Origin of the sequence: Kitasatospora sp. NPDC059747, assembly GCF_042732955.1 — a bacterium.
Lineage (GTDB): Bacteria > Actinomycetota > Actinomycetes > Streptomycetales > Streptomycetaceae > Kitasatospora.
Window position 1 is genome coordinate 1 of record NZ_JBHWGV010000018.1, and the last position, 20,799, is coordinate 20,799.

At 73.3% G+C, this 20,799-nt stretch carries 21 protein-coding genes; 16 read left to right on the forward strand and 5 right to left on the reverse strand.

Features of this window, described 5'->3' with window-relative positions:
* Positions 1–29: 29 nt before the first annotated feature.
* The gene (locus tag ACFV4G_RS10505) at positions 30–332 is read right to left on the reverse strand and encodes a putative quinol monooxygenase (RefSeq protein WP_380438609.1); all 303 of its coding nucleotides are present in this window, start codon (positions 330–332) and stop codon (positions 30–32) included.
* 262 nt (positions 333–594) lie between these two features.
* Between ACFV4G_RS10505 and ACFV4G_RS10510 the strand changes: the two genes are divergently transcribed.
* From ACFV4G_RS10510 to ACFV4G_RS10530, 5 genes are all read left to right on the forward strand, one after another.
* A complete protein-coding gene (locus ACFV4G_RS10510; protein WP_380438611.1) occupies positions 595–1,098 on the forward strand; it encodes a MarR family winged helix-turn-helix transcriptional regulator in 504 nt (167 codons plus the stop codon).
* Positions 1,099–1,236: 138 nt separating this feature from the next.
* Positions 1,237–1,656 carry a nuclear transport factor 2 family protein gene (locus ACFV4G_RS10515; protein ID WP_380438613.1) on the forward strand — a complete coding sequence of 140 codons (420 nt, stop codon included), beginning with the start codon at positions 1,237–1,239 and terminating at the stop codon, positions 1,654–1,656.
* A gap of 108 nt (positions 1,657–1,764) precedes the next feature.
* Positions 1,765–2,307, forward strand: coding sequence for a YceI family protein (locus ACFV4G_RS10520; RefSeq protein ID WP_380438615.1), 543 nt, complete (start codon positions 1,765–1,767; stop codon positions 2,305–2,307).
* A gap of 52 nt (positions 2,308–2,359) precedes the next feature.
* Positions 2,360–2,923, forward strand: a complete 564-nt coding sequence (locus ACFV4G_RS10525) for an NADPH-dependent FMN reductase (RefSeq protein ID WP_380438617.1) — start codon at positions 2,360–2,362, stop codon at positions 2,921–2,923.
* Positions 2,924–3,414: 491 nt separating this feature from the next.
* Positions 3,415–3,789 (forward strand): nuclear transport factor 2 family protein, encoded by a 375-nt coding sequence (locus ACFV4G_RS10530; RefSeq protein ID WP_380438619.1) that lies wholly within the window; start codon positions 3,415–3,417, stop codon positions 3,787–3,789.
* Between the two features lie 80 nt (positions 3,790–3,869).
* Here the strand turns inward: ACFV4G_RS10530 and ACFV4G_RS10535 are convergent, their stop codons facing one another.
* Entirely contained in the window at positions 3,870–4,343 is a 474-nt protein-coding gene (locus ACFV4G_RS10535; RefSeq protein WP_380438621.1) for a nuclear transport factor 2 family protein, read from the reverse strand.
* Positions 4,344–4,434: 91 nt separating this feature from the next.
* Here ACFV4G_RS10535 and ACFV4G_RS10540 point away from each other — a divergent pair, with 91 nt between their 5' ends.
* Together ACFV4G_RS10540 and ACFV4G_RS10545 are read left to right on the forward strand one after the other, a co-directional pair.
* The gene (locus ACFV4G_RS10540) at positions 4,435–5,028 is read left to right on the forward strand and encodes a TetR/AcrR family transcriptional regulator (RefSeq protein ID WP_380438623.1); all 594 of its coding nucleotides are present in this window, start codon (positions 4,435–4,437) and stop codon (positions 5,026–5,028) included.
* Between the two features lie 79 nt (positions 5,029–5,107).
* Positions 5,108–5,755 carry a hypothetical protein gene (locus tag ACFV4G_RS10545; RefSeq protein WP_380438624.1) on the forward strand — a complete coding sequence of 216 codons (648 nt, stop codon included), beginning with the start codon at positions 5,108–5,110 and terminating at the stop codon, positions 5,753–5,755.
* A 52-nt stretch (positions 5,756–5,807) separates the two neighbouring features.
* Here ACFV4G_RS10545 and ACFV4G_RS10550 read toward each other — a convergent pair whose 3' ends face one another.
* Positions 5,808–6,563 (reverse strand): SDR family oxidoreductase, encoded by a 756-nt coding sequence (locus ACFV4G_RS10550; RefSeq protein WP_380438626.1) that lies wholly within the window; start codon positions 6,561–6,563, stop codon positions 5,808–5,810.
* 137 nt (positions 6,564–6,700) lie between these two features.
* Between ACFV4G_RS10550 and ACFV4G_RS10555 the strand changes: the two genes are divergently transcribed.
* Both ACFV4G_RS10555 and ACFV4G_RS10560 read left to right on the forward strand, forming a co-directional pair.
* Positions 6,701–6,871, forward strand: a complete 171-nt coding sequence (locus tag ACFV4G_RS10555; protein WP_380438628.1) for a hypothetical protein — start codon at positions 6,701–6,703, stop codon at positions 6,869–6,871.
* On the forward strand, positions 6,868–7,971 hold the full coding sequence (locus tag ACFV4G_RS10560) for a methyltransferase domain-containing protein (protein ID WP_380438630.1): 1,104 nt from the start codon (positions 6,868–6,870) through the stop codon (positions 7,969–7,971). Before ACFV4G_RS10555 ends, ACFV4G_RS10560 begins: the two co-directional genes overlap by 4 nt.
* A gap of 623 nt (positions 7,972–8,594) precedes the next feature.
* On the opposite strand, the gene ACFV4G_RS10565 is transcribed toward ACFV4G_RS10560, so the two are convergent.
* Positions 8,595–9,230 (reverse strand): hypothetical protein, encoded by a 636-nt coding sequence (locus tag ACFV4G_RS10565; protein WP_380438632.1) that lies wholly within the window; start codon positions 9,228–9,230, stop codon positions 8,595–8,597.
* A 614-nt stretch (positions 9,231–9,844) separates the two neighbouring features.
* A complete protein-coding gene (locus ACFV4G_RS10570) occupies positions 9,845–11,197 on the reverse strand; it encodes a hydrolytic protein (protein ID WP_380438634.1) in 1,353 nt (450 codons plus the stop codon).
* A gap of 236 nt (positions 11,198–11,433) precedes the next feature.
* Here ACFV4G_RS10570 and ACFV4G_RS10575 point away from each other — a divergent pair, with 236 nt between their 5' ends.
* The 7 genes from ACFV4G_RS10575 to ACFV4G_RS10605 all read left to right on the forward strand — a co-directional run bounded on the left by ACFV4G_RS10575 (position 11,434) and on the right by ACFV4G_RS10605 (position 20,787).
* Positions 11,434–12,231, forward strand: coding sequence for a response regulator transcription factor (locus ACFV4G_RS10575; RefSeq protein WP_380438636.1), 798 nt, complete (start codon positions 11,434–11,436; stop codon positions 12,229–12,231).
* Between the two features lie 181 nt (positions 12,232–12,412).
* Positions 12,413–15,700 (forward strand): hypothetical protein, encoded by a 3,288-nt coding sequence (locus tag ACFV4G_RS10580; RefSeq protein WP_380438638.1) that lies wholly within the window; start codon positions 12,413–12,415, stop codon positions 15,698–15,700.
* Positions 15,697–15,834, forward strand: coding sequence for a hypothetical protein (locus tag ACFV4G_RS10585; RefSeq protein ID WP_380438640.1), 138 nt, complete (start codon positions 15,697–15,699; stop codon positions 15,832–15,834). Before ACFV4G_RS10580 ends, ACFV4G_RS10585 begins: the two co-directional genes overlap by 4 nt.
* Positions 15,831–16,541, forward strand: coding sequence for a DUF4255 domain-containing protein (locus tag ACFV4G_RS10590; protein ID WP_380438642.1), 711 nt, complete (start codon positions 15,831–15,833; stop codon positions 16,539–16,541). Before ACFV4G_RS10585 ends, ACFV4G_RS10590 begins: the two co-directional genes overlap by 4 nt.
* On the forward strand, positions 16,538–18,619 hold the full coding sequence (locus ACFV4G_RS10595) for an ATP-binding protein (protein ID WP_380438644.1): 2,082 nt from the start codon (positions 16,538–16,540) through the stop codon (positions 18,617–18,619). Before ACFV4G_RS10590 ends, ACFV4G_RS10595 begins: the two co-directional genes overlap by 4 nt.
* Positions 18,620–18,762: 143 nt before the next feature.
* Positions 18,763–20,301: a phage tail sheath family protein gene (locus ACFV4G_RS10600; RefSeq protein WP_380438646.1), complete on the forward strand. Its 1,539-nt coding sequence runs from the start codon at positions 18,763–18,765 to the stop codon at positions 20,299–20,301.
* 45 nt (positions 20,302–20,346) lie between these two features.
* Positions 20,347–20,787 carry a phage tail protein gene (locus ACFV4G_RS10605; RefSeq protein ID WP_380438648.1) on the forward strand — a complete coding sequence of 147 codons (441 nt, stop codon included), beginning with the start codon at positions 20,347–20,349 and terminating at the stop codon, positions 20,785–20,787.
* Positions 20,788–20,799 lie beyond the last annotated feature (12 nt).

Consider the following 20,799-nt stretch of genomic DNA (forward strand, 5'->3'; position numbering starts at 1 on the left):
CCGGTGGCCGGCGTCCCCGGCCGGTCAGCCTACGCCGCCGGCTCGGCCTCGATCTCGATCACCTGCGCGGGACCCGCCCGGAACGCCGGGCCGGCGGCGTCCGCGGCCACCATGTGCGGGGTGGCGTCGTGCGCGGCCAACGCCTCGCGCGATGCCCAGAGTTCGGTGAGGACGAACCGGTCCGGATCGCCGACGACCCGGTGCAGGTCGTACTGCAGGCACCCCTCTTCGGCCCGCACGAGCGGCGCGAGGCGTTCGTAGGCGTCGAGCTGCTCCTGGCCGCGGCCCGGGAGGGTGGTGATGTGGACGTGGAGGCGTACGGACTGTGGCATGTGAGTGAGCGTAGATCGGTGAGGCCCGCCGGGGAACCGGGATCTCACCTGGCAGACGTGCCTGTACCTACTGGTATGTACAATCGTGGGCGGATGGATCGGTCCCGCGGCCGTGGCCCCATGGCGCGCGGTCGGTCGATGGGGAGGAACCCGCTATGCCGCCCGGCCGGGGGCCCCATTGAATGTTCATGTGACATGGCCGCATCGTGCACGGCTGTGGCAGTCCATGTCATCCGTGGAGTGCGGCTGATACGCTGCGAGAATGACCACCCACGACGAGGCGACCGCGGTGCGGGCGGGCGAGCAGGACGGCCTCTGGCTCAGCCCGGCCGAGCTGGACTCCTGGCTGTCGGTGGTGCGGCTGATGACGCGGCTGCCCTGGGCCATCGACGCCCAGCTGCAGCGCGACGCCGATCTGAGCATGGTCGAGTACATGACGCTGGCGATGCTGTCCGAGGCCCCCGAGTGGACCTTGCGCATGAGCGTCCTCGCCGAGAACACCAGCACGTCGCTGTCCCGGCTCTCGCACCTGGTCAAGCGACTGGAGGGCCGCGGCTACGTCCGCCGGGAGGCCGACCCCGCGGACGGGCGCTTCACCAACGCCATCCTGCTGCCCGTCGGCATGGCCAAGCTCGAAACGGCAGCACCCGCCCACGTGGCCTTCGTCCGCCGCCTCGTCGTGGACAACCTCTCCGGCGAGCGCCTGCGCCGGCTCGGGCAGGACGCCGAGCGCATCCTGCAGCGCATCGACTCGCCTGCTCGTTGACGATTCAAGTCGCCTGTAGGGCGCAGGGCGATCAAGTGTCCTGAAAATTCCCGCCTTCCAGCCTCTTGCGCTCGGAGATGACTTGAACGTTAAAGTGAATGTGTACCGCAAGCCACCGCAGGGATCGGAAGGATCGAGATGTCCCACGACAACGAGAAGATCATCCGCGCCGCGTACCAGGTCGCCGAGGAGCAGGACGTCGCCGGCTGGGTCGCGGCCTTCACGGAGGACGGCACCTTCACCGACATGTCCATCCCGTTCACGTACCGCGGTGCCGAGGAGCTCGGAAAGACGGTCGAGGTGTACGCCAAGGCCTTCCCCGACATGCACCGCGAGCTGGAGCGGTTCTACGTCACCGGCGACATCGTGATCGTGCAGCTGCGCCTGCAGGGCACCCACCTCGGGCCGCTGGAGACGCCCGCCGGGACGGTTCCGCCCACCGGCAAGCGGATGGACGCGCCGTGCTGCGACGTGTTCGAGCTGGCCGACGGCAAGATCAAGCGCTTCGACTGCTACGCGGAGGGCTCCGTCATCGCCCGCCAGCTCGGCCTCGGCTGAGCCCGTTCGGGGGAACAGGAGCCGATTCGTGCTTGTTGTCGCTTGAGCCTTCAAGTTCACAGGCTTAGGGTTTGACTTGAAGGCTCAAGTGAAGCAGGAGGGTTCATCATGACCACCGCCACGCCGACGCCGGGCCGCTACGCCATCGACGTCCCCCGCTCCGAGATCACCTTCACCACCAAGCACCTGTTCGGACTGGGCACGGTCCGCGGCAGCTTCCGGCTCCGCGGCGGCACCGTCTCGCTGGCCGAGCCGCTCACCGCCAGCCGGGTGGACGCCGTCGCCGACGCGGGCAGCTTCGACACCGGCAACAAGAACCGCGACCGCCAGGTCCTGTCCAAGGCCCTGCTGGACACCGCCACCTACCCGGACATCCGCTTCACCGCCACCGGGGCCGAACTGGACCAAACCGGCGTCTGGGCCCTGCGGGGCGAGCTGACCGCCCACGGCACCGGCGCGCCCGTCACCTTCACCGTGACCAGCGCCGACGTCGACGGCGACGAGATCGCCGTGGAGGCCACCGCGACCGTCGACCGCTACGCCCACGGCGTCACCGGGCTCAAGGGCGTGGCCGGGCGCCGCCTCCGGCTGACCGCGACCGTCCGGGCCCGCCTGACGGACGCGAACCGGACCGACGGAAGCCCCGCCTAGCCTCGCCCCGCCCGGCCTCGTTCGGCCGAGCCGTACGCAAGGAGTGAACGTCATGACCACGCTCAAGATCGCCGTGATCCTCGGCAGCACCCGTCCCGGCCGCAACGGGAAGGCCGTCGCCGACTGGGTCGTCGACCGGGCCGGCGCCCGGACCGGCGCCGAGTACGAGCTCGTCGACCTCGCGGACTGGCCGCTGCCGTTCATGGACGAGCCGATGCCGCCGGCCATGGGTCAGTACCAGGGCGAGCACACCAAGGCGTGGGCGGCCAAGGTCGCGGAGTTCGACGGCTACGTCTTCGTCACCCCCGAGTACAACCACTCCCTCCCGGGCGTGCTGAAGAACGCCATCGACTTCGCCTACGCCGAATGGAACAACAAGGCGGCCGCCATCGTGTCGTACGGCACCGTCGGTGGCATCCGGGCCGCCGAGCACCTGCGCACCGTCGCCAGCGCGGTCCAACTCGCCCATGTGAACCAGCAGCTGGCCTTCTCGCTGTTCACCGACTTCGAGGACCTCTCGCTCTTCAAGCCCGGCGCGCACCACGACGCCGCGGCCACCAAGCTGTTCGAAGAGCTGGAGTCCTGGGCGGCGGCCATGCGGACCGTCCGAAACTGACGGCCGAGTCCGCACGTCCGGACAGGGGAGACGTCATGCCCGAACACACCTCGACCGTCGCGGCCGCCGGCTCGTACGCCCTCGGCCCCCGGCGGGTGCACCGCATCGGATACGGTGCGATGCAGCTGGCCGGCGACAACGTCTTCGGCCCGCCCCGCGACCGCGACGAGGCGGTACGCGTGCTGCGTGCCGCGGTCGCCGGCGGCGTCGACCGCCACCGCCCAGTGGTGCCCCTTGCCGGCGTCGATGCCGACCCATATCCGATCGTGAGACGCGCTCAAGCCCATCGCTCCGTATCCATCGTGACCAGCACCTCGTGGTCCGTAGAACACTCCGCCGACAGGTCCCTGACCAGCGATGACCGCAGTTCTCAATCAATGGTCGGAGCGTCCCGAAGGACCGCGCGGCCATTTCTTCGCAGCCACGGACGGCAACCGACCATCAGCCACACCCGGTCCTCCCGGACCGCCTCACATTCTTAGGGACGGACCATGACCCGCACCGTCGCCGACCTCATGCGGCGCAACCTCCTCGCCGTCTTCAACGAGCCGGACCCCGTCCGCCGCGCCGCGGCCATCGCCGGGACCTACGCCGAGGACGTGGTCTGGCACGAGCCCGACCGCGTCGTCCGCGGGCGTGCGGCCCTCGCGCAGCGCGCGGCCGAGCTGCGGGAGGAGACGCCGGACTGGGTCTTCGAACCGGACGGTCCCGTCTCCGTGAACGACGACCTCGGCCACCTCGGGTTCCGCTTCGGTCCGGCCGGCCGGCCGCCCGTCGTGACCGGGATGGACATCGCCCGCTGCAAGGACGGCGTGATCGTCGAGCTCTACACGTTCGTCGACGGCGCCGGTCCGGAGAGCGCCTGACTCATCCGGACTCGCCACCCGTCCCCGCGCGGGGTTCACGGTCGGCGGCCGGGTCGGCGTCGCGCAGGCTGTTGTACGGCTCAGGGCGTGGAGGGGCGGGTCTCGGTCCAGTCCACCATCAGGCGGCGCTCGGCGAAGAGCCACGTGCCGTCCTGCTTGACGTACTCGTCCAGGTAGCGGATCGACGCGACCATGATCGTGCGTTCGGTGTCCGTCCCGTACGAAACGTGGTGGGCCAGGCAGTAGCTCTCGCCGGAACCGCGTCGGCCGTCGGTATCGAGGAACACGGTGCTCTGGCCGTTGAAGTGGGTGGTCGCCCGGTAGGTGTTGAGGTTGTCGAAGACCGGGGCGAGGGACCCGCGGCCGTGCAGCTCCTGGGTCGGCTCGGCCGCGATGGCGTCCATGAAGACCAGGAAGCGGCAGTCCTCCGTGAACAGGGCCAGCTGGCCCTTCGCGTCCCGGCGGTCCGCGCAGTGCGCGTAGGCGTCGACCAGTTCGCGGATGGCGAGCCGGTCGGCGGCCTCCCCGGGCGGGACCGTGGCGTGGGGCGACATGGCGACTCCCCTCGTAAACTATTTGACACCTGTATAAGACATCGGTCGCGGGCCACCCGCAACCGGGCGGAGGGGCCGGGAGGCGAGCGGCGTGAGCACCGTGGACGACAGGACCGATCCGCGCGTCGCCCGGACCACGACCGCCCTGCGGCAGGCCGTCGTCGAGCTCGCCGGGCAGCGCCCCGTGTCCCGGATCACCGTCGCGGAACTGGCCGAACGCGCCGGGATCACCCGGGCGACCTTCTACAACCGCTACGCGACCCCGCTCGATCCGCTCATCGAGGCGCTCCACGCCGATCTGGAGACCGGCCACCGCCTGGAGGAGCGACGTCGGGCCGAGGGGCGGCCCGGTCCCGAACTGCTGCGCCTGGCCACGGCGGAGGTCGCCGACCACGTCGAGCGGTTCGCCGCCGTCTACCGGCACGCCCTGGCCGAACCGGCGGACCGCGGCGTCTACGACGCGCTGGTGCGGCACTTCGCCGACTACGCCCTCGCCTTCCTGGCGCGCGCGGGCGACGGCGCTCTCCCGGACGTCAGCCGGCCGGTGGTGGCGCAGTTCCTGGCGCACGGCTTCGCGGGGGCGATCCGGGCGTGGCTCGCCGACGCATCGGTCTCCAAGCAGGACCTGGTCGACGCGGCGGTGGCCTGTGCCCCGGCGTGGTGGGCGGGGGCCGCGGAGCGGTAGGAGGCCCGGCCCCGGCCGGTGCTCCGTCGGAGGCGTCGGGCATGATCTGCGGTCGGATCGTGAGAGTGGGAGGCAGGCCGTGAGCGCCACGGGTGTGTGGGTCGTCGGCACGGTGGACGACGAGCAGGTGCGGGAACTGCTGCTCGCCGCCGTCCGGAGCTCGCCGCCACCCCCGCCGTCGGCGCCCGCCGGTGTGACGACCGAGCTGGCGTGGTGGCGGGGGCTGGCGGGGGAGTCCCTGTTCACCCGGCGGACCGCCGGCGCCGGGGGGTGGGCGGCCACGGAGGACGCCCTCCGGCTCTACCGGTTCTTCGACAGCTGCCTGGACGACTCCGACGTCGTGGAGGCCCTGCGCGACGCCGTCATGGAGCAGTTCCCGGCGAACGAGGGCGAGGGCCTGTTCGCGGCCACGGCCCGGAAGGCCAACCCCTTCTGGGCCCTCGCCTACGCACTCGGCGCCGAGGCGACGCTCCGACTCCCCGGCTGGTTCGGCGACTTCCTGCTCGACTCCGCCCAGGTGCGGGCCTGCCTGCCCCGCGCCGAGGAAGCCCTGGCCCTGACCGGCCCCCGGCGCCGGGACGTCATCGAACGGATCCAGGCCTGGCTGGACGGCCTGGGAGACGATCCCGCCCACGACGCCGACGCCCTCCTCGACGGCCCGCTGCGCGTGCTGCGCCATGCCGCCCGGACGGGGCAGGGCGTCGCCGGGCAGACCCGTTGGTACTGAGGGGCCTGCGCCCACAGGGGGACGAGGAGCCGGACTCCCAGGCCGCTGAGGCTCAGAACATCGCGCCGTTGGCGCGCACCGTCTGGCCGGACACCCAGCCCGCCTCGTCGCCGACCAGCCAGCCCACCACCGGGGCTATGTCGTCGGGCCGGCCGAGCCGGCCGCGCGGGCTGTGGTCGGCGGCGGCCGTCATCGACTCCGGGGTCTCGGCGGCCCGGTAGAAGGACGTGTCCACCGGACCGGGGGCCACCGCGTTGACCGTGATGCCGCGCGCGCCCAACTCCTTGGCCGCCGCCAGGACCATGCGCTCGACGGCGGCCTTGCTGCCCGAGTAGAGCCCGTACGGTCCGGTCATCACCGAGGTCAGCGTGGTGGAGAGGACCACGTACCGGCCGTTGTCCGCGAGCGTGCGCGCCGCCGCCCGCAGGCTGTAGAACGCGCTGCGGGTGTTCAGGTCGATCACCCGGTCGAACTCCTCGTCGGTGATCTCGGCCAGCGGTTTCTTGAGGACCATGCCGGGCAGGTGCACCACGATGTCGAGCCGCCCGTGCCGCTCCACCACCCCGGCGAACAGCGCGGTGACGTCGGCGGACACGGCGGCGTCGGAGCGCACCGCCTCCGCGCTGACGTCGTGCTTGCGCAGAGCTGCGACGGTCTGCTCGGCGGCCTGCGCGTCGTTGGCGTAGCTGATCACGACGGTCGCACCGCGCGCCGCCAGTACCTCGGCGCAGGCCGCGCCCTGGTTCCGGCTGCCGCCCACCACGATCGCGACCTTGCCCGCGAGATCGCGAACTCTTGTTTCGGACATGACTGTTCTCCTTGATCCACCCGTGGAGTACAACTGATGGATCATCATATTGCGCTCGTGTCAGGGGTGGGCCCGGTCGCCGGCTGACGTACGCGCCGATCGGCCTGCCGGCCGCCGTCCGCACGGGCATCCTGGACATGCTGTGGCGGCTCGGACTCGTCTTCGCCGCCGTCGACCTGATCGTTGACCGGGCCGGGACGCACTGGCTGGTCGACGTCAACCCGGGCGGTCAGTGGGCGTGGATCGACTGCACCCGCTCCGCCGTCACCACCGCGCTGGCGGATCTGTTGCAGAAGGGCACCGCGTGACCTCCACCACCGAGCCGGGCGCCGACACCCTCCATGGCGCCCTCGTCGACGCGCTCGTCGCGGGCGGCTCCCTGAACGACCCCGCGTGGGAGCGCGCGTTCCGGGATGTGCCCCGGCACGTCTTCGTGCCGTACTTCTACCGGCAGGGGCCGGACGGCCGGCAGGAGCGCGTCTGCCGGGACGACCCCGGGTGGCTGCGGGCCGTGTACGAGGACCGGCCGCTCGTCACGCACCTGATCGACGGGAACGCTGCGTCGTCGTCCACGCAGCCGTCCCTCATGGCCGCGATGCTGGAGGCCCTCGGCGAGTTCGGCGACGGCCGGGTGAGGGAGATCGGCACCGGGACCGGTTACAACGCCGCCCTGCTCGCCCACCGCTACGGCTCCGATCGGGTCATGACCGTCGACGTCGATCCGGACGTGACGGCCGAGGCCCGGCGCCGGCTCGGCCTGACGCCCTACCGGCCGACCGTCGTCACCACGGACGGTGCTGCTGCCGCTGATGGTGCGTTCGGCGGGATCATCGCGACCTGTGGGATCGGCCGCATCCCGGCTGCCTGGTTGTCGGGGCTCGCCGACGGCGGTGTGATCGTGGCTCCGCTCGGGGCGGGTGTCGTGCGTGCCGAGAGGACGGGCCCCGGGCAGGCCCGTGGGCGGTTCCTCGCCACCGGTGCGTACTTCATGCCGCTCCGCGCGGCGGGGGACAGCGGGATCATCCGTCGCCCGAGGCTGCCTGGTGGTGATGGCCGGGCGAGCGAGGTCGGGGCCGATGCGGTGGTGGACGAGGACTTCCGCTTCCTGGTCGGCGTCGCCCTCGGCCGGCTGGGCTGGACCTACGAACTGTCGGATGCCGGTCGGCCGGTCGGCGCCTGTGTCTGGGCGCCCTGCGGGTCGATCGCCGAGCTCCGGGCCGACGGCAGCGTGCGCGAGAGCGGGCCTCGTCGCCTGTGGTCCGAGCTCGAAGCCGCCCACCGCACGTACGAGGACCACGACCGCCCGGAGCGGGGTCGCTACGGCCTCACCATCGCGGGGGACGATCAGCGGGTCTGGCTCGATGGACTCGACGGCCCGGGCTGGGTGCTCGGTGCCCGGAACGGGTAGCCGATCGGACAAGGTCCCCTGAAGCCCTGAAGCCCTGAAGCCCTGAAGCCCTGAAGCCCTGAAGCCCTGGAGTGCCCGATGGTCACGAGGCCTGCGGGCTCGGATGCCTGGTTCTATCCGAGTGAGTTCGACTCCGATCTCAGGGGACCGGATCTCCCGGCCGGGACCCGGGCCGAGGTCCTGGCCTGTGCTTGGGAGTACGTCCGCTGTGTGGTTCCCGAGTTCACCAGCTGGGAGCGGCACGTCGCGCTGGTGCGGATCATCGCCATCGGCATCGTCGCGGAGTTCCACGGGGACGGGATCGACGCGGCGGCCGAGGGCCGTGTGCTGGGGTACGACCTGGACGGGCTCCTGGAGTCGCTGTTCGGCGGCAGTCCCGCGTGCGAGGCGATGGCCCGCGAGTGCCGGACCTTCCTGATCGTCACCACGGAGAAATCGCGCGGTGCCCGTGGCTCGGAGCTCTTCCGCCGGGAGGCGCGCGGTCGGTCGCCCCGGGCCGGCGCGGGATCGAGATGGCCGACCAGGTCACCGGGATGCGGCCCATGGGCACCGAGAACACAGGGCTGGAAACGGGCGTCCCGCACGGCACGGCCACCGGCCGTTCCCCTGACGGGAGGTGCTCGTCACATCTCGCCGCGCAGCCGGGCCGCCGTACTGGCGACCAGGTCCGGGAAGCGGTGGACCGGGACGGCCGGTGAGGCGCCGATTCCGAGGGCGCCCTCCGGCACGTACGCGACGTGGCAGCGCAGGCACAGGTAGGCGGCGCTCCAGGCGGTCGCGAAGGACGGGTACACCACGGAATGTGCCTCGAAGGCCTTCTGCGAGCGTCGGCGGGTCCTTGAGCGCTGGATGATCAGCAACACCGCAGCGAGGACGAACGGGCCGCCCAGGACGGTGAACGCGATCGCCGAGTTCTGCCCGGCGCCCTTGTCGCCGGACGTCAACAACGGCAGCATGGCGAGCGCCCAGGCCGCCGCGACGGCCACGACGATCGCCAGTGCGCACCCGCCGCTCGGCCGGACGAGCCGCGGCGGGGGCGGCGGCGCGATGTGGGACGCCAGCAGACTGCTCGTGGAGCCGGAGCTGTGGACGGTCGAGCTGCCGAAGCTTGGGACCACCCCGACCCCTCGCGCGTACGCGACGCCGGAGGAGTAGCCGGTGCTGGTCCCGGAGTACGTGCTGGTCTGCGACTCGTAGACGCTGGGAACGCTCCGCACCTGGTCGAGCGTCCCGCATTGTGGGCAGTTGATCCGGCTCATGTGTCCCCCCGAGGTCGACCTGACGGCATGACGGCAGACGATCATGGCACAGGCTGCCCGAACGGGCACAACCGTGCGCAACCGTGCGCACGATCGGAGGGTGTGAGGAGCCGGGCGCCGGGATCCGATCGCGATCGACCGTCGGCTCCGCGGGCCGGCGGGCCAGGGGGCCGCGTGCGTCGAGTGGGGTTTCCTTCGTGTAGCGGTCCGGTCTTGTGGTGATTTGGTGGACGTGCGGCCCTGGTGCCGTCTTTGGTGTGGGATCGGCGCAACGCTAACTCCGGATCGACGGAACGTCAGGAGCGCGTCGGGGCACAGTCGGCCGTCCGTGCGGGACGGGCTCGCTGCCCGCCGGGGCCCTACAGGGTTCCCCGGGAGGGCAGGTGGGTGTGCGGGGGCCGGTCGGCCGGAGTTGGCAGTAGGTGCCCGAACGAGCAAGGGTGTCTACCGAGTGTTGACATGGTCACGGGGCGCGGGAGGGGATGGAGCAGGGGGAGATCGGGGAGGTGGGCGGGCCCGTTCCGGCGGAAGGGGCCCGTTGACATGGGTGGGGCGCCGGGTGCACCTTTCCGGTCCGGTTCCCCGGGGGAACGGACGTCGGGATGCACGCCGATTCAGTTTCCCTGCCTGATGTCGCTCAACGTTCCGCTGATGTTGAGGAGTTCGTGGCACGTCGGCGCCTGCTTGCCGGAGGCCGGGGTGCCGGGCGCCTCACAGGTCACGTTCACCGTCACGGCCTGGTCCTCCGGGACCTGGATGGGAGTCACCCAGTGGTAGTCCTGGTTGCGGAAGGTCTCCAGCGCGATGGTGATGATCGTCTGCTTGCCGGCCGTGATGGTCAACTGCCCCTGGTCCCCCTGGAAGTTGCTGGCCACGACGTCGGTGATGTCGAACACCTTGCCATGCGGCACCTGGTAACTGCCGGACGACGAAGCGGTGTTCGCGGTCTGCACGTCGATCGTGGCGGAGCTCTGCTGCCCGCTGCCCGGCACCGCCAGGCCCGGACCGGGGCCGCCGCGGCTGCCGCTGGTCGGCTGCCCGGCTCCCGGCTGGCCGGCGCCGGGCTTCCCCTGGTTGGGGGTGCCGCCGGGGGCCGGGGCTCCCGGCTCCGCGCTGGTGGCCGGGCCGGGGGTGGCGCTCTGCTGCGCGACGGCCTGTTCGGCGGCCTGCTTCGCGGAGCTGCGCACCGCCGGGCGGACGAGGGCGAACCAGGCCAGCAACAGCGCGATCAGTGCCGCCAGGAGGGCGAGCAGCCACTTGGGGAAGATCGGGAGCTGGAGGAACTCACCGCTGAGGACGGGGCGCTGAGCCGCCGTCGGAACCTCGGCGGGGGTGTCGGCCGACTCCTTCCCGGGCGGCTTGACCTCCTCCGGGCCCACCGTGACCTCGAACGGCCAGGACGCCTGCTTGCCGAACCAGATCAGCTTGCGGGCGCGTGCCCGCAGCCGCACCTCCCCGGACTCGCCGGGTTCGAGGCGCAGCTTCTCCGGGGTGACCTTGAACCGCAGGTCCTCACCGGCCTGCCCGGGCGTGAACACCACGCTGCCGGGGGCGTTCCCGAGGTTGCGCACCGACGTCCGGTAGCGCCCGCGCAGCCAGCCGCGGCGGCGGCGCGGGGCGATCGCGGCCTGGAGCTCCTGGAACGGGGTCACCGTGACGGTGGTCTCCGGGACCGTCACCAGCTCGGGGCGCTCCGTCGGCAACACCCGGATCCCGAGCGGGAATTCACCGGCGCGCGCGGCGGGCGACCGTGGCGGAGCGAGGCGCACCGTCACCGTCGTGGACGTCCCGGGGTAGAGGGAGACGCGGGCCGGCTCGACCGTCGTCCAGGCGGCGCAGTCGCCGACGACCTCCAGCGAGTACGCCTCGACGATGTCGAGACCGTTGCGCACGGTCAGCGTCGTGGTGGCCACGCCACCGGGCGCCACCGTCAGTGTGGGCAGGCCGAGTTCGGCGGATGTGGTCATAGCGTGACGGTAGGACCGCCGGCCCGTCCGCGGAGAGGGCCGTGCGGGCAAGCCGCGGGCCGCACCCCTTGCCCCGCGCGGACAGGCCGCCCTCGCCACGGGCGAACGACGCACCCCCGTCCGGTGCCGCCGCGCAGCAGCGCGCGAGCCGGGCACCCCCACTCAGGCTTACGGCCGGTCCCGCCCTGCGGCGGACGGCCGTCACACCGCAGGTCCACTGCAGAATGGAGTGTTCGATGACGTCGACGTCGACCGATACGTCCCGCGAGGAGGCCGTCACCACCCGGCGGACCCCGGTGACGCCACGGTCCGGCAGCGCCCGTCCGTCCGACGCGGCGCGCGTCCCCGTCCAGCCGGTGCGCGGCGCGGCGGGGCGTCCGTCCGGCGCGGCGGGCCAGGTGCCGGGCAGGCCGGGCCAGGTGCGCGTGGCCGTGTACGCGGAGGACCTCATCCTGCAGGCCGGCGTGGTCCAGCAACTGCGCCAGCGGCCGGAAGTGGAGCTGCTGAGCGAGGCGGACGCGGGGAAGGCGGACGTCTCCCTGCTGGTGGTGGACGCCCTGACCGACGTGGTGGCCGAGCGGCTGCGCCGGCTGCGGCTCGCCACCTCGGGCCGAATAGGCCTGGTGGTCGGCCATTTCGAGGCGGGCGGGCTGCAGACGATCGTCGAGTACGGGGTCGCCGCGGTGCTGCGGCGCTCGGAGGCGGACCAGGACCGGCTGGTGCACCTCATCACCGCCCTCGCCAACGGTGAGGGCGTGATGCCCGGGGACCTGCTCGGCGAACTGCTCGACCGGATCGGGGTGCTCCAGCGCACGATGCTCGACGGGCGCGGGCTGACCCTGTCGACGCTGACGGCCCGGGAGGTGGAGATGCTGCGGCTGGTGGCGGAGGGCTTCGACACGAGCGAGATCGCCGCCAAGACCTCCTACTCCGAACGCACCGTCAAGAACGTGCTGCACGAGATCATCACGCGGCTGGGCCTGCGCAACCGGGCGCACGCGGTCGGGTTCGCGATGCGGCGCGGGCTCATCTGAGGGGCGGTGCACCGGGGCCCGCCTTCGAACCCCCGTCGGCGGGCGGGCCCCGGGACCGCCGCGCCCTGCCCTCCGGGGACAGCGGCCGCTACCCCCGGATCGGGTGCCCGGGCCCTGTTCCCGGGCGCGCGGGCCGGTGAGACTGCCGGGGAGACCGCCCCTGCAACCTGTGAGGTCGAGCGTGACCGGCGCCACCGGCACTCCCCGCTCCAACCGGCGGCCGGCCCGGGCCGCCGTCGCCGTCCTGCTCGCGCTGGCGGCGGCCGTGCTGACCCTGGGTTCCGCCCCCGGCGGGTCGGGCGGCCGGGCCGCCCCGGCCGTGACGGCCGACGCGCCCGGTGGTCGGATCGTCTTCGCCGGCACGAACCACCGCGGCCTCGGCCGGGTGACCGGCACGGCGGACAGCACGCCGCTGTTCGGTCCGGGCCCGGTCCACTTCGACCAGGACCCCTCGGCCCGCGGCGGCGAGCTGGTCTTCACGAGCCTGCGCGACGGCCCGCTGCCACAGGTGTACCTGCGCGACGCGGCCGGCGCGGTGCACCGGCTGACCACCGGCATGGACACCGCCCACCCCGCGCTCGCGCCGGACGGCAAGGCCGTCGTCTTCGAGGCGCTGGAGCCCACCGGGACGGGCAGCACATCCCAGCACGTCCTGTGGGTGGTGAACCGGGACGGCGGCGGCCTGCGGCGGCTGACCGACGGCGCGGCGGACGAGACGCACCCGACGGTCTCGCCGGACGGCAAGTGGGTCGCGTACGCGTGCACCGGCGACCCGGCGCACACCCAGATCTACCTGCGGCCGTTCGCCGGCGGGCCCCCGACCAGGATCACCAACGTGACCAGCGGGAACGCCGTCGACCCGACCTGGAACCCGCTCGACGACAACGAGCACCGCAACCAGATCGTCTACACCTGGGACCAGGGCGAGAAGGGCCGGACGCTCATCCTCACCTCGCCCACCGGCGGGGAGAAGGCCTTCTTCCCCGGCACCGGCTCGACCTGGAAGACCGGCTCCGCCTCCTGGCTGGCCGACGGCACCGGCGTCCTCTTCCTCAGCCCCGACGTGGCCACCCCCAAACCCCCGGCGGATCCGCCGCAGCCGCCGGTCGTGAACCTCTACCGCGCGCCGACCTGTGACTGCACCGCGCCCCAACTGCTCTACAGCACCGACCGGTTGATCGCCACGCCGACCTGGCTCGGCACCCAGGCCCAGGGCGGCCCGGTGGTGGAGCAGACCAGCGCGTCCGCCTCCAACGTCGCCGACGTCCAGGACGTCCTCCCCGACGGCGCCGACCCGCGCGACCTCGGCATCAGCGTGCTGAGGGAGGACCCGGCCGCCGACACCAACACCAGCACCGACCCGGCGGCCGACCCGCTCTTCCACCCTCGCCCCGGGTACGACCCCTGGTTCGAGCGGCAGGCCTACACGCCCGACGGCCGCCAGATCGTGGTGACCCGCTACGAGGACTCCCCGGCCGGCCGGATCGAACGGATCTGGCTCGCCGACGCCGACGGCTCGAACCCGCACCCGATGAACCTGGCCGGGCGCCGCCCCGACGACCGCGACACCGACCCGTCGCTCTCGCCGGACGGCAAGCTGATCGTGTTCAGCCGCAGCGCCCCGGGCGGTGGCCAGACGCCCGCGCGGCCGGGCCGGATCCTGATCGCGGACGTGTCCACGGGCGCCGTCGTGGGCACCGTCGAGCCGCCGGCCGGACAACAGGGGGCCTCGGACGGCGAGCCCTTCTGGTCCCCCGACGGCAAGCTGATCGCCTTCTCCAGGACGGCCGTGGTCAACGGCAACGCGGGCAACCTGCACGTCTGGACCGTGCCCGCCGGCGACCTCACCCGCCAGACCGACCTCAGCAAGGCGATCTGCCCGGGCACCTGCAACGTCATCGACGACAGCCCCGTGTTCTCGCCCGACGGCCGCCGCATCGCCTTCAACCGCAAGGCGGGCGACGGCGGGAACAACCGGCAGGACGGCGTGCTGGTCACCTCGCCCACCGGCGCCGACTGCACGGTCGTCCTGCCCGCCGGGCTCCGCGACGACAAGGGCGCCTGCACCCGCACGCTGCCCGACACCTCCGCCAACGGCCCCTACCAGCCCCGCGACGTCGCCTGGACGGCGAACGGCGGGCAGCTGGTGCTCACCTCGCGCCGGGCCCTGCCGCCCGACTCGCCCGAGGGGCTCGGCGTCTACGACTTCGCCGCCGGCACGCTCACCCCGCTCGACCGCCGACTGCCGGGACGCCAGAAGGAGCCGTCCGTCCAGCAGTCCGTCGACCTCGCGCTGAAGGCGCCCGCCCGGACCCCCGACGTCCCCGTCGGCACCGCCACGGACGTGCCCGTCACCATCACCAACAAGGGCCCCGCGCCCTCGCCCGGCACCGCCCTCACGGTCTCGGTGCCGACCGGCGCCCGGCTCGGCGGGCTGAAGACCCCGGTCGGGACGTGCGACGCCGACGCGCTGCGCTGCGACCTCGGCACCCTGGCGCCGGGCGCGGAGGTCCGGGTGACGGCCACGCTGATCGGCACCCGCAGCGGGCCGCAGCCGTTCGGCTGGAGCGTCACCGGGACGGTCGTCGACCCGAATCCGGAGGATGACTTCGCCGAGACGGTCCTGCCGGTGCAGGACGCACCGAGCCCGTCGCCGACGCCTTCGCCCACGGCGACTCCTTCGCCCACGCCCACGCCCACGCCGACGCCTTCGCCCACGCCGACGCCTTCGCCCACGGCGACGCCGAGCCCGACGCCCACGTCGCCGGCCCCCGCGCCACCGCCCGGCTCGACCGACCCGCACGGGCAGCCGGGCCCCCAGCCCGCAGCCGGCCCCGGCGTGGCCATCGCGGCCCAGCCCAACCCCGGCTACGTCGGCGGCCACGTCACCGTCACCTACACCGTGCGCAACGCCGGCCAGGCCCTCGCCACCGGGCTGCGCCTGTCCCTCGGGCTGCCCCCGGGCGTGCCCACCGAGGCGCTGCCCCCGGGCTGCCGGGCCGGGACGTGTGCGCTCGCCGACCTGCGGCCCGGCCGCAGCCAGGTGGTCCGCGTGGTGCTGTCCCCGGTAGCGGCGCTCGACACCACCATCACCGCCGAACTCACCACCACCGGCACCGACGCCGAACCGGGACCGCACCGGGCGAGCACCCCGCTGCGCATCCTGCAGCCCCGCATCGTCGCGGTGCCGCCGATCGGCAAGCCCGGCTTCGTCACGTCCGTCCGCGGCGTGGACTTCCCGCCCGGCGCGCCGGTGCGGTTCACCTGGCAGCCCGGCATCACCGCCTCGGCGGCGCCCACCTACCCGCGGGCGGACGGGACGTTCGCCGGGCAGCTGCTGATCCTCGCCAAGGACGAGACGGGTCCGCGGACCATCACCGCCGACGGTCCCGGGTTCTCGCCGGTGACCTGCCCGTTCCTCGTCGTGGAGGGCAGTATCGGCCCGCCGGGGGAGGTGGAGCGGCGGTGATCGGCGTGGTCGGCGGCGAGGCCGGGAGGGGTGGCGAGGTGGTGGTCGGCGTGGTCGGCGGCGAGGCCGGGAGGGGCCGCGAGGACGTGACGGGTGAGCGGAACGGTCCGTCGGGGGAGGCGGTGCGGCGGTGATCCACGAGGTCGACGAGGCGTTGCGCCTGCTGCTCGCCGAGGCCGGTCTGCCGGAGCGCGGCGTCGAGGTGGTGTTCGACGCGCCCACGCGGGACATGGCGGCCCGGCGGGTCGCGCCGACGGTCGACGTGTTCCTCTACGGGATGCGCGAGGACACGGCCCGCCGGCAGGCCGGCGCCGTCGCCGAGCACGACGAGGACGGCGTGGTGGTCGGCCACCGGCCCGCGCCCCGCTGGTTCGAACTGGCCTACCTGGTCACCGTCTGGACCAACCGGCCGCAGGACGAACACCGGCTGCTGGCCGAGGTGTTGCAGTGCCTCACGGCCGTGGACGCGCTGCCCGCCCGGGTCCTGACCGGCACGCTCGCCCGGCTCGGGCTGACCGTCGGCCTCGACATCGCCGGGCGCGACTCGGGCCTGCCGTCGGTGTCCGACGTGTGGTCCGCGCTCGGCGGGGAGATGCGGCCCTCGATCGACCTGAGGGTGCTCGCCCCGCTGCCCGGCGCGCTCAGCCCCGCCGGGCCGCCCGTCACCGAGGGGCTCGTCGTGCGCGCCGAGGACACCACCCGGGAGCACCCGGCGCCCGCCGAGCACCCGGGCCGCCGTCTGCGCTACCGCGGCGGCGCGGACCCGGGCCCGGACGGCTTCGCCGCGCCCCGGGAGCGCGGACTGCCGCCGGGCCGCCGACCGCGCGGCGGGACACGGTGAGCCGGTCGCGCGCCGGTGCCCCGGCCGACCACCTGTGGGAACGGCTGCACCGGGTCGAGCAGCGCGTCCGCACCGCCGTCCAGGAGCGCCGCGCCGCCGACCCCGACCCGGACGACCCCTACCGCGGCCAGTACCTCGGCCCGGAGGCGGTCGAGCGGATCCTGGCGGCCTCCGCCGCAAGGGGCCGCAGCGACGAGAACACGGACCCGCCGCCGCCCGGCTCACGGCTCGCCCGGCTCTGCGCGGCCTTCGGGCTGCTCCCGGTGGACCTGGACCTCCTCCTGGTGGCCCTCGCCCCCGACCTCGACACCCGCTTCGAGCAGCTCTACGGCTACCTCAACGACGACCTGACCCAGCGCCGGGCGACCATCGGCCTGGCCCTCGACCTGTGCGGACTGCCCGCCGCCGGCGCAGGCCGCCTCCGGTTCTCCGCGCGGGCCCCGCTGATCGCCGCGGGCCTCCTGGAGATCACCGAGCCGGAGCGCCCGCTGCTCTCCCGCGCGCTGCGCGTACCGGACCGCGTGGCGGCCCACCTGCTCGGCGACGACGAGCCGGACGACGCACTCGCCGGGCTGGCCCGTCGGGCCGCCCCTGGTGCCGCAGCGCCCGCTTCCGGCACCGCGGAGCCCGTCGACCGTCTGCGCGCGCTCGCGGCCGACGGCGGGCTGGTGCACCTCCTGGACCGGAGCGGCCACGCCGGCCCCCTGGCGGTGGCCGCCCTGGCAGCCGACGGACGTCCGCCCCTGGTCGTGGACGCCGCCGCGCTGGCCGCCCGTCCGCCGGGCGCCGTCGTGCGGGTGCTCGCCCGCGAGGCGCGCCTCGGCGGGAGCGGCGTGGTGCTCGGACCGCTGGACCGGCTCGAACCCGAACGGCCCGAGCGGGCAGCCCTGTTGCGCGAGCTGTGCGCCGCGCTCGCCGGCGTCCCGCTGATCGTGCACGGCCCGCAGGTGTGGGACCCGGCCTGGGCCGACGAGAGCCCGGTGGTCGTCACCGTCCCCCCGCCGGAGGCGCACGGGCTGGCCGAGCAGTGGGCCCGCGCACTGGGAGGTGTGCCGGAGGAGGACGAACCGAAGCCGCTGAGCGAGGAGTTGGCGCAGGCGGTGGCCGCCTACCGGCTCGACCGCGAGAAGCTCCGGCGGGCCGCCACCGTGGCGGCCAGGACGGCGGCCGCCGAGCGGCGGCCGGTGTGCGCCGACGACGTGCGGGCCGCCGTCCGGGCCCAGAACGCGGCCGGTCTGGCCCGCCTCGCCCGGCGGATCGAGCCCGGGGTGGGCTGGTCCGACCTGGTGCTGCCGCCGCCCACCGAGGCCCGGCTGCGCGAGCTCGTGCTGCGGGCCCGCCACCGCGACCAGGTGCTCGGGCAGTGGCGGATGCGGCCGGGCGGCGGCCGGGGGAACGGCGTGATCGCCCTGTTCGCGGGGGAGTCGGGCACCGGCAAGACGATGTCGGCGGAGGTGGTCGCCGCCGAGCTCGGCATGGAGCTGTACGTCGTGGAGCTCTCCACCGTCGTGGACAAGTACATCGGCGAGACCGAGAAGAACCTGGAACGCGTCTTCACCGAGGCCGCCCAGGTGAACGGCGTCCTGCTGTTCGACGAGGCGGACGCGCTGTTCGGCAAGCGGTCCAAGGTCGAGGACGCCCACGACCGCCACGCCAACCTGGAGACGGCCTACCTGCTCCAGCGCATGGAGTCCTTCGAGGGCATCGCCGTCCTGACGTCCAACCTGCGCGCCAACCTCGACGACGCGTTCACCCGACGGCTGGACGTCATCGCGGAGTTCCCGCTGCCGGACGAGGCGCAGCGGCGCCTGCTGTGGGACCGCTGCCTCGGGCCGTGGCTGCCGCGCGGCGACGACCTCGACCTGGACTTCTGCGCCCGGAGCTTCGAGCTCACCGGCGGCTCCATCCGGGCCTGCGCGGTCTCCGCGGCCTACCTGGCCGCCGGGACGGGTGCCCCGCTGGGCATGGCGCAACTGGTCGCGGCGGTGGTCGGCGAGTACCGCAAGCTGGGCCGGCTGGTGCTGGAGAGCGAGTTCGGGCCGTGGCTCGGAGTCCTCGGGGACGCCGGGCACGGCTGAGCCCGCTGTGCCGGACGCGACGGTTGGGAGTGCCCGCCGGGGACAGTCCTCCCTGCCCCCGGTCGGGGACCGTGGGACATGTCCCCGGGCGCCGCGCGGCAGCAGACTCGGGGGCGACCGACCGGCCACCCGAAGGAGCGCGAATGCCGTCGTACCTCACACCGGGCGTGTACGTGGAGGAGGTCCAGTCCGGTGCCCGCCCGATCGAGGGCGTCGGCACGGCCGTCGCCGCGTTCGTGGGCTTCGCCGAGGCCGGTCCGTTCCACGAGCCCACGCTGGTGACCACCTGGGACCAGTACGTCCAGCGGTTCGGCGGCTTCACCGAGGGCACCTACCTCGCGCACGCCGTGTACGGCTACTTCGCCAACGGCGGTGGCTCGGCCTACGTCGTCCGGGTCGGCGACCCGGCGCGGCGGGCCCCCGGTGTCGTGCCCGGACCGGTGGCGCCGCCGCCCGTCGCCGTCTCCGGCCTCCTCTTCTCGGCCCTGCCCGGCGCGGGCGCCGACGTGTCGGTCGAGATCGCCGACGCGGAGGGCGAGAACGTCCCCGAGGACCGGTTCCGCGTGCTCGTCCGCAAGGGCGCCGAGGTCGTCGAGACGTACGACGTCTCGACCCGTCGGAACACCAAGGGCTACGTCGTCACCCAGCTGCGGGAGTCGAAGCTGGTCGCGGTCGCCGAGCAGCCCGGCACGGCGCCGAGCCGCCCCGAGCGCCGGACCCACGCCCTGGCCGCCGCTCCGGCGCCTGCACCGGTCGCGGCCCCGCCGGCCCGGCTCGACCCGGCCGAGTACGTCGGCGACGCCGCGGCCAGGACCGGCTTTTCGGGCCTGGAGGCGATCGACGAGATCACGATGGTCGCCGTGCCCGACCTGATGAGCGCCCACCAGCGCGGCGACCTCGACGACGAGGGCCTGCGGACGGTGCAGCTCGCGGTGATGTCGCACTGCGAGCAGATGGGCGACCGGATCGCCGTCCTCGACCCGCCGCCCGGCCTCAACGCCCAGCAGATGCGCACCTGGCGCAACGACGAAGCCGGCTTCGACTCCCGCTACGCCGCGCTCTACTACCCGTGGATCAAGGTCTTCGACCCGGCCACCGGCCGCAACGTGCTGGTCCCGCCGAGCGGGCACGCCGCCGGGGTGTGGGCGCGCAGCGACGCCGAGCGCGGCGTGCACAAGGCGCCGGCCAACGAGGTCATCCGGGGCGCGGTCGACCTGGAGATCCGCCTCAGCAAGGGCGAGCAGGACCTGCTCAACCCGATCGGCGTCAACTGCGTGCGGGCGTTCCCCGGGCGCGGCATCCGGATCTGGGGCGCGCGGACGCTCTCCTCCGACCCCGCGTGGCGCTACCTGAACGTGCGCCGGCTCTTCAACTACCTGGAGGAGTCGATCCTGATCGGCACCCAGTGGGTGGTGTTCGAGCCCAACGACGACCGGCTGTGGTCCAGCATCCGCCGGAACATCACCGCGTTCCTCACCGAGGAGTGGCGGCGCGGCGCGCTGTTCGGCCAGACCGCGGCCGAGGCCTTCTACGTCAAGTGCGACCGCGACAACAACCCGCCGGAGTCGATCGACCTCGGACAGGTGATCTGCGAGATCGGGGTCTCGCCGGTGAAGCCCGCGGAGTTCGTGGTGTTCCGGCTCGCCCAGTTCTCCGACAGCACGAGCCTCGTCAACGAGTGACCGGCACCGTCGGCACCTACGGGAATGGGAAGGTGACAGCACGCCATGGCTGAAGGCGATCCGCTCTCCACACACATATTCGGCGTCCAACTCGGCGGCTACAACGTCGAGTCGGTCAAGGAGGTCAGCAACCTCACGGTCGAGCAGGACGTCGTCGAGTACAAGCAGGTGACCCAGGAGGGCAAACTCATCGTCCGCAAGCAGCCCGGTGCGCGGCTGCCCGGCGAGGTGACGATCACCCGCGGCCTCGACAAGAGCAGCGCGTTCACGAACTGGATCAAGGAGACCCTCAACAACGGGGCGATCAACACCGCGCGCCAGAACCTGACCATCGAGGTCAAGGACACCACCGGCGCCACCCTGCGCCGCATCCACCTCAACAACGCCTGGGCGAGCCGCTGGGAGGGCCCCACGCTCAGCGCGGGCGAATCGAGCCCCGCGACCGAGACCGTGACCATCGTGTTCGAGGAGATCTCGGTCGATTGACATGCTCCCCCT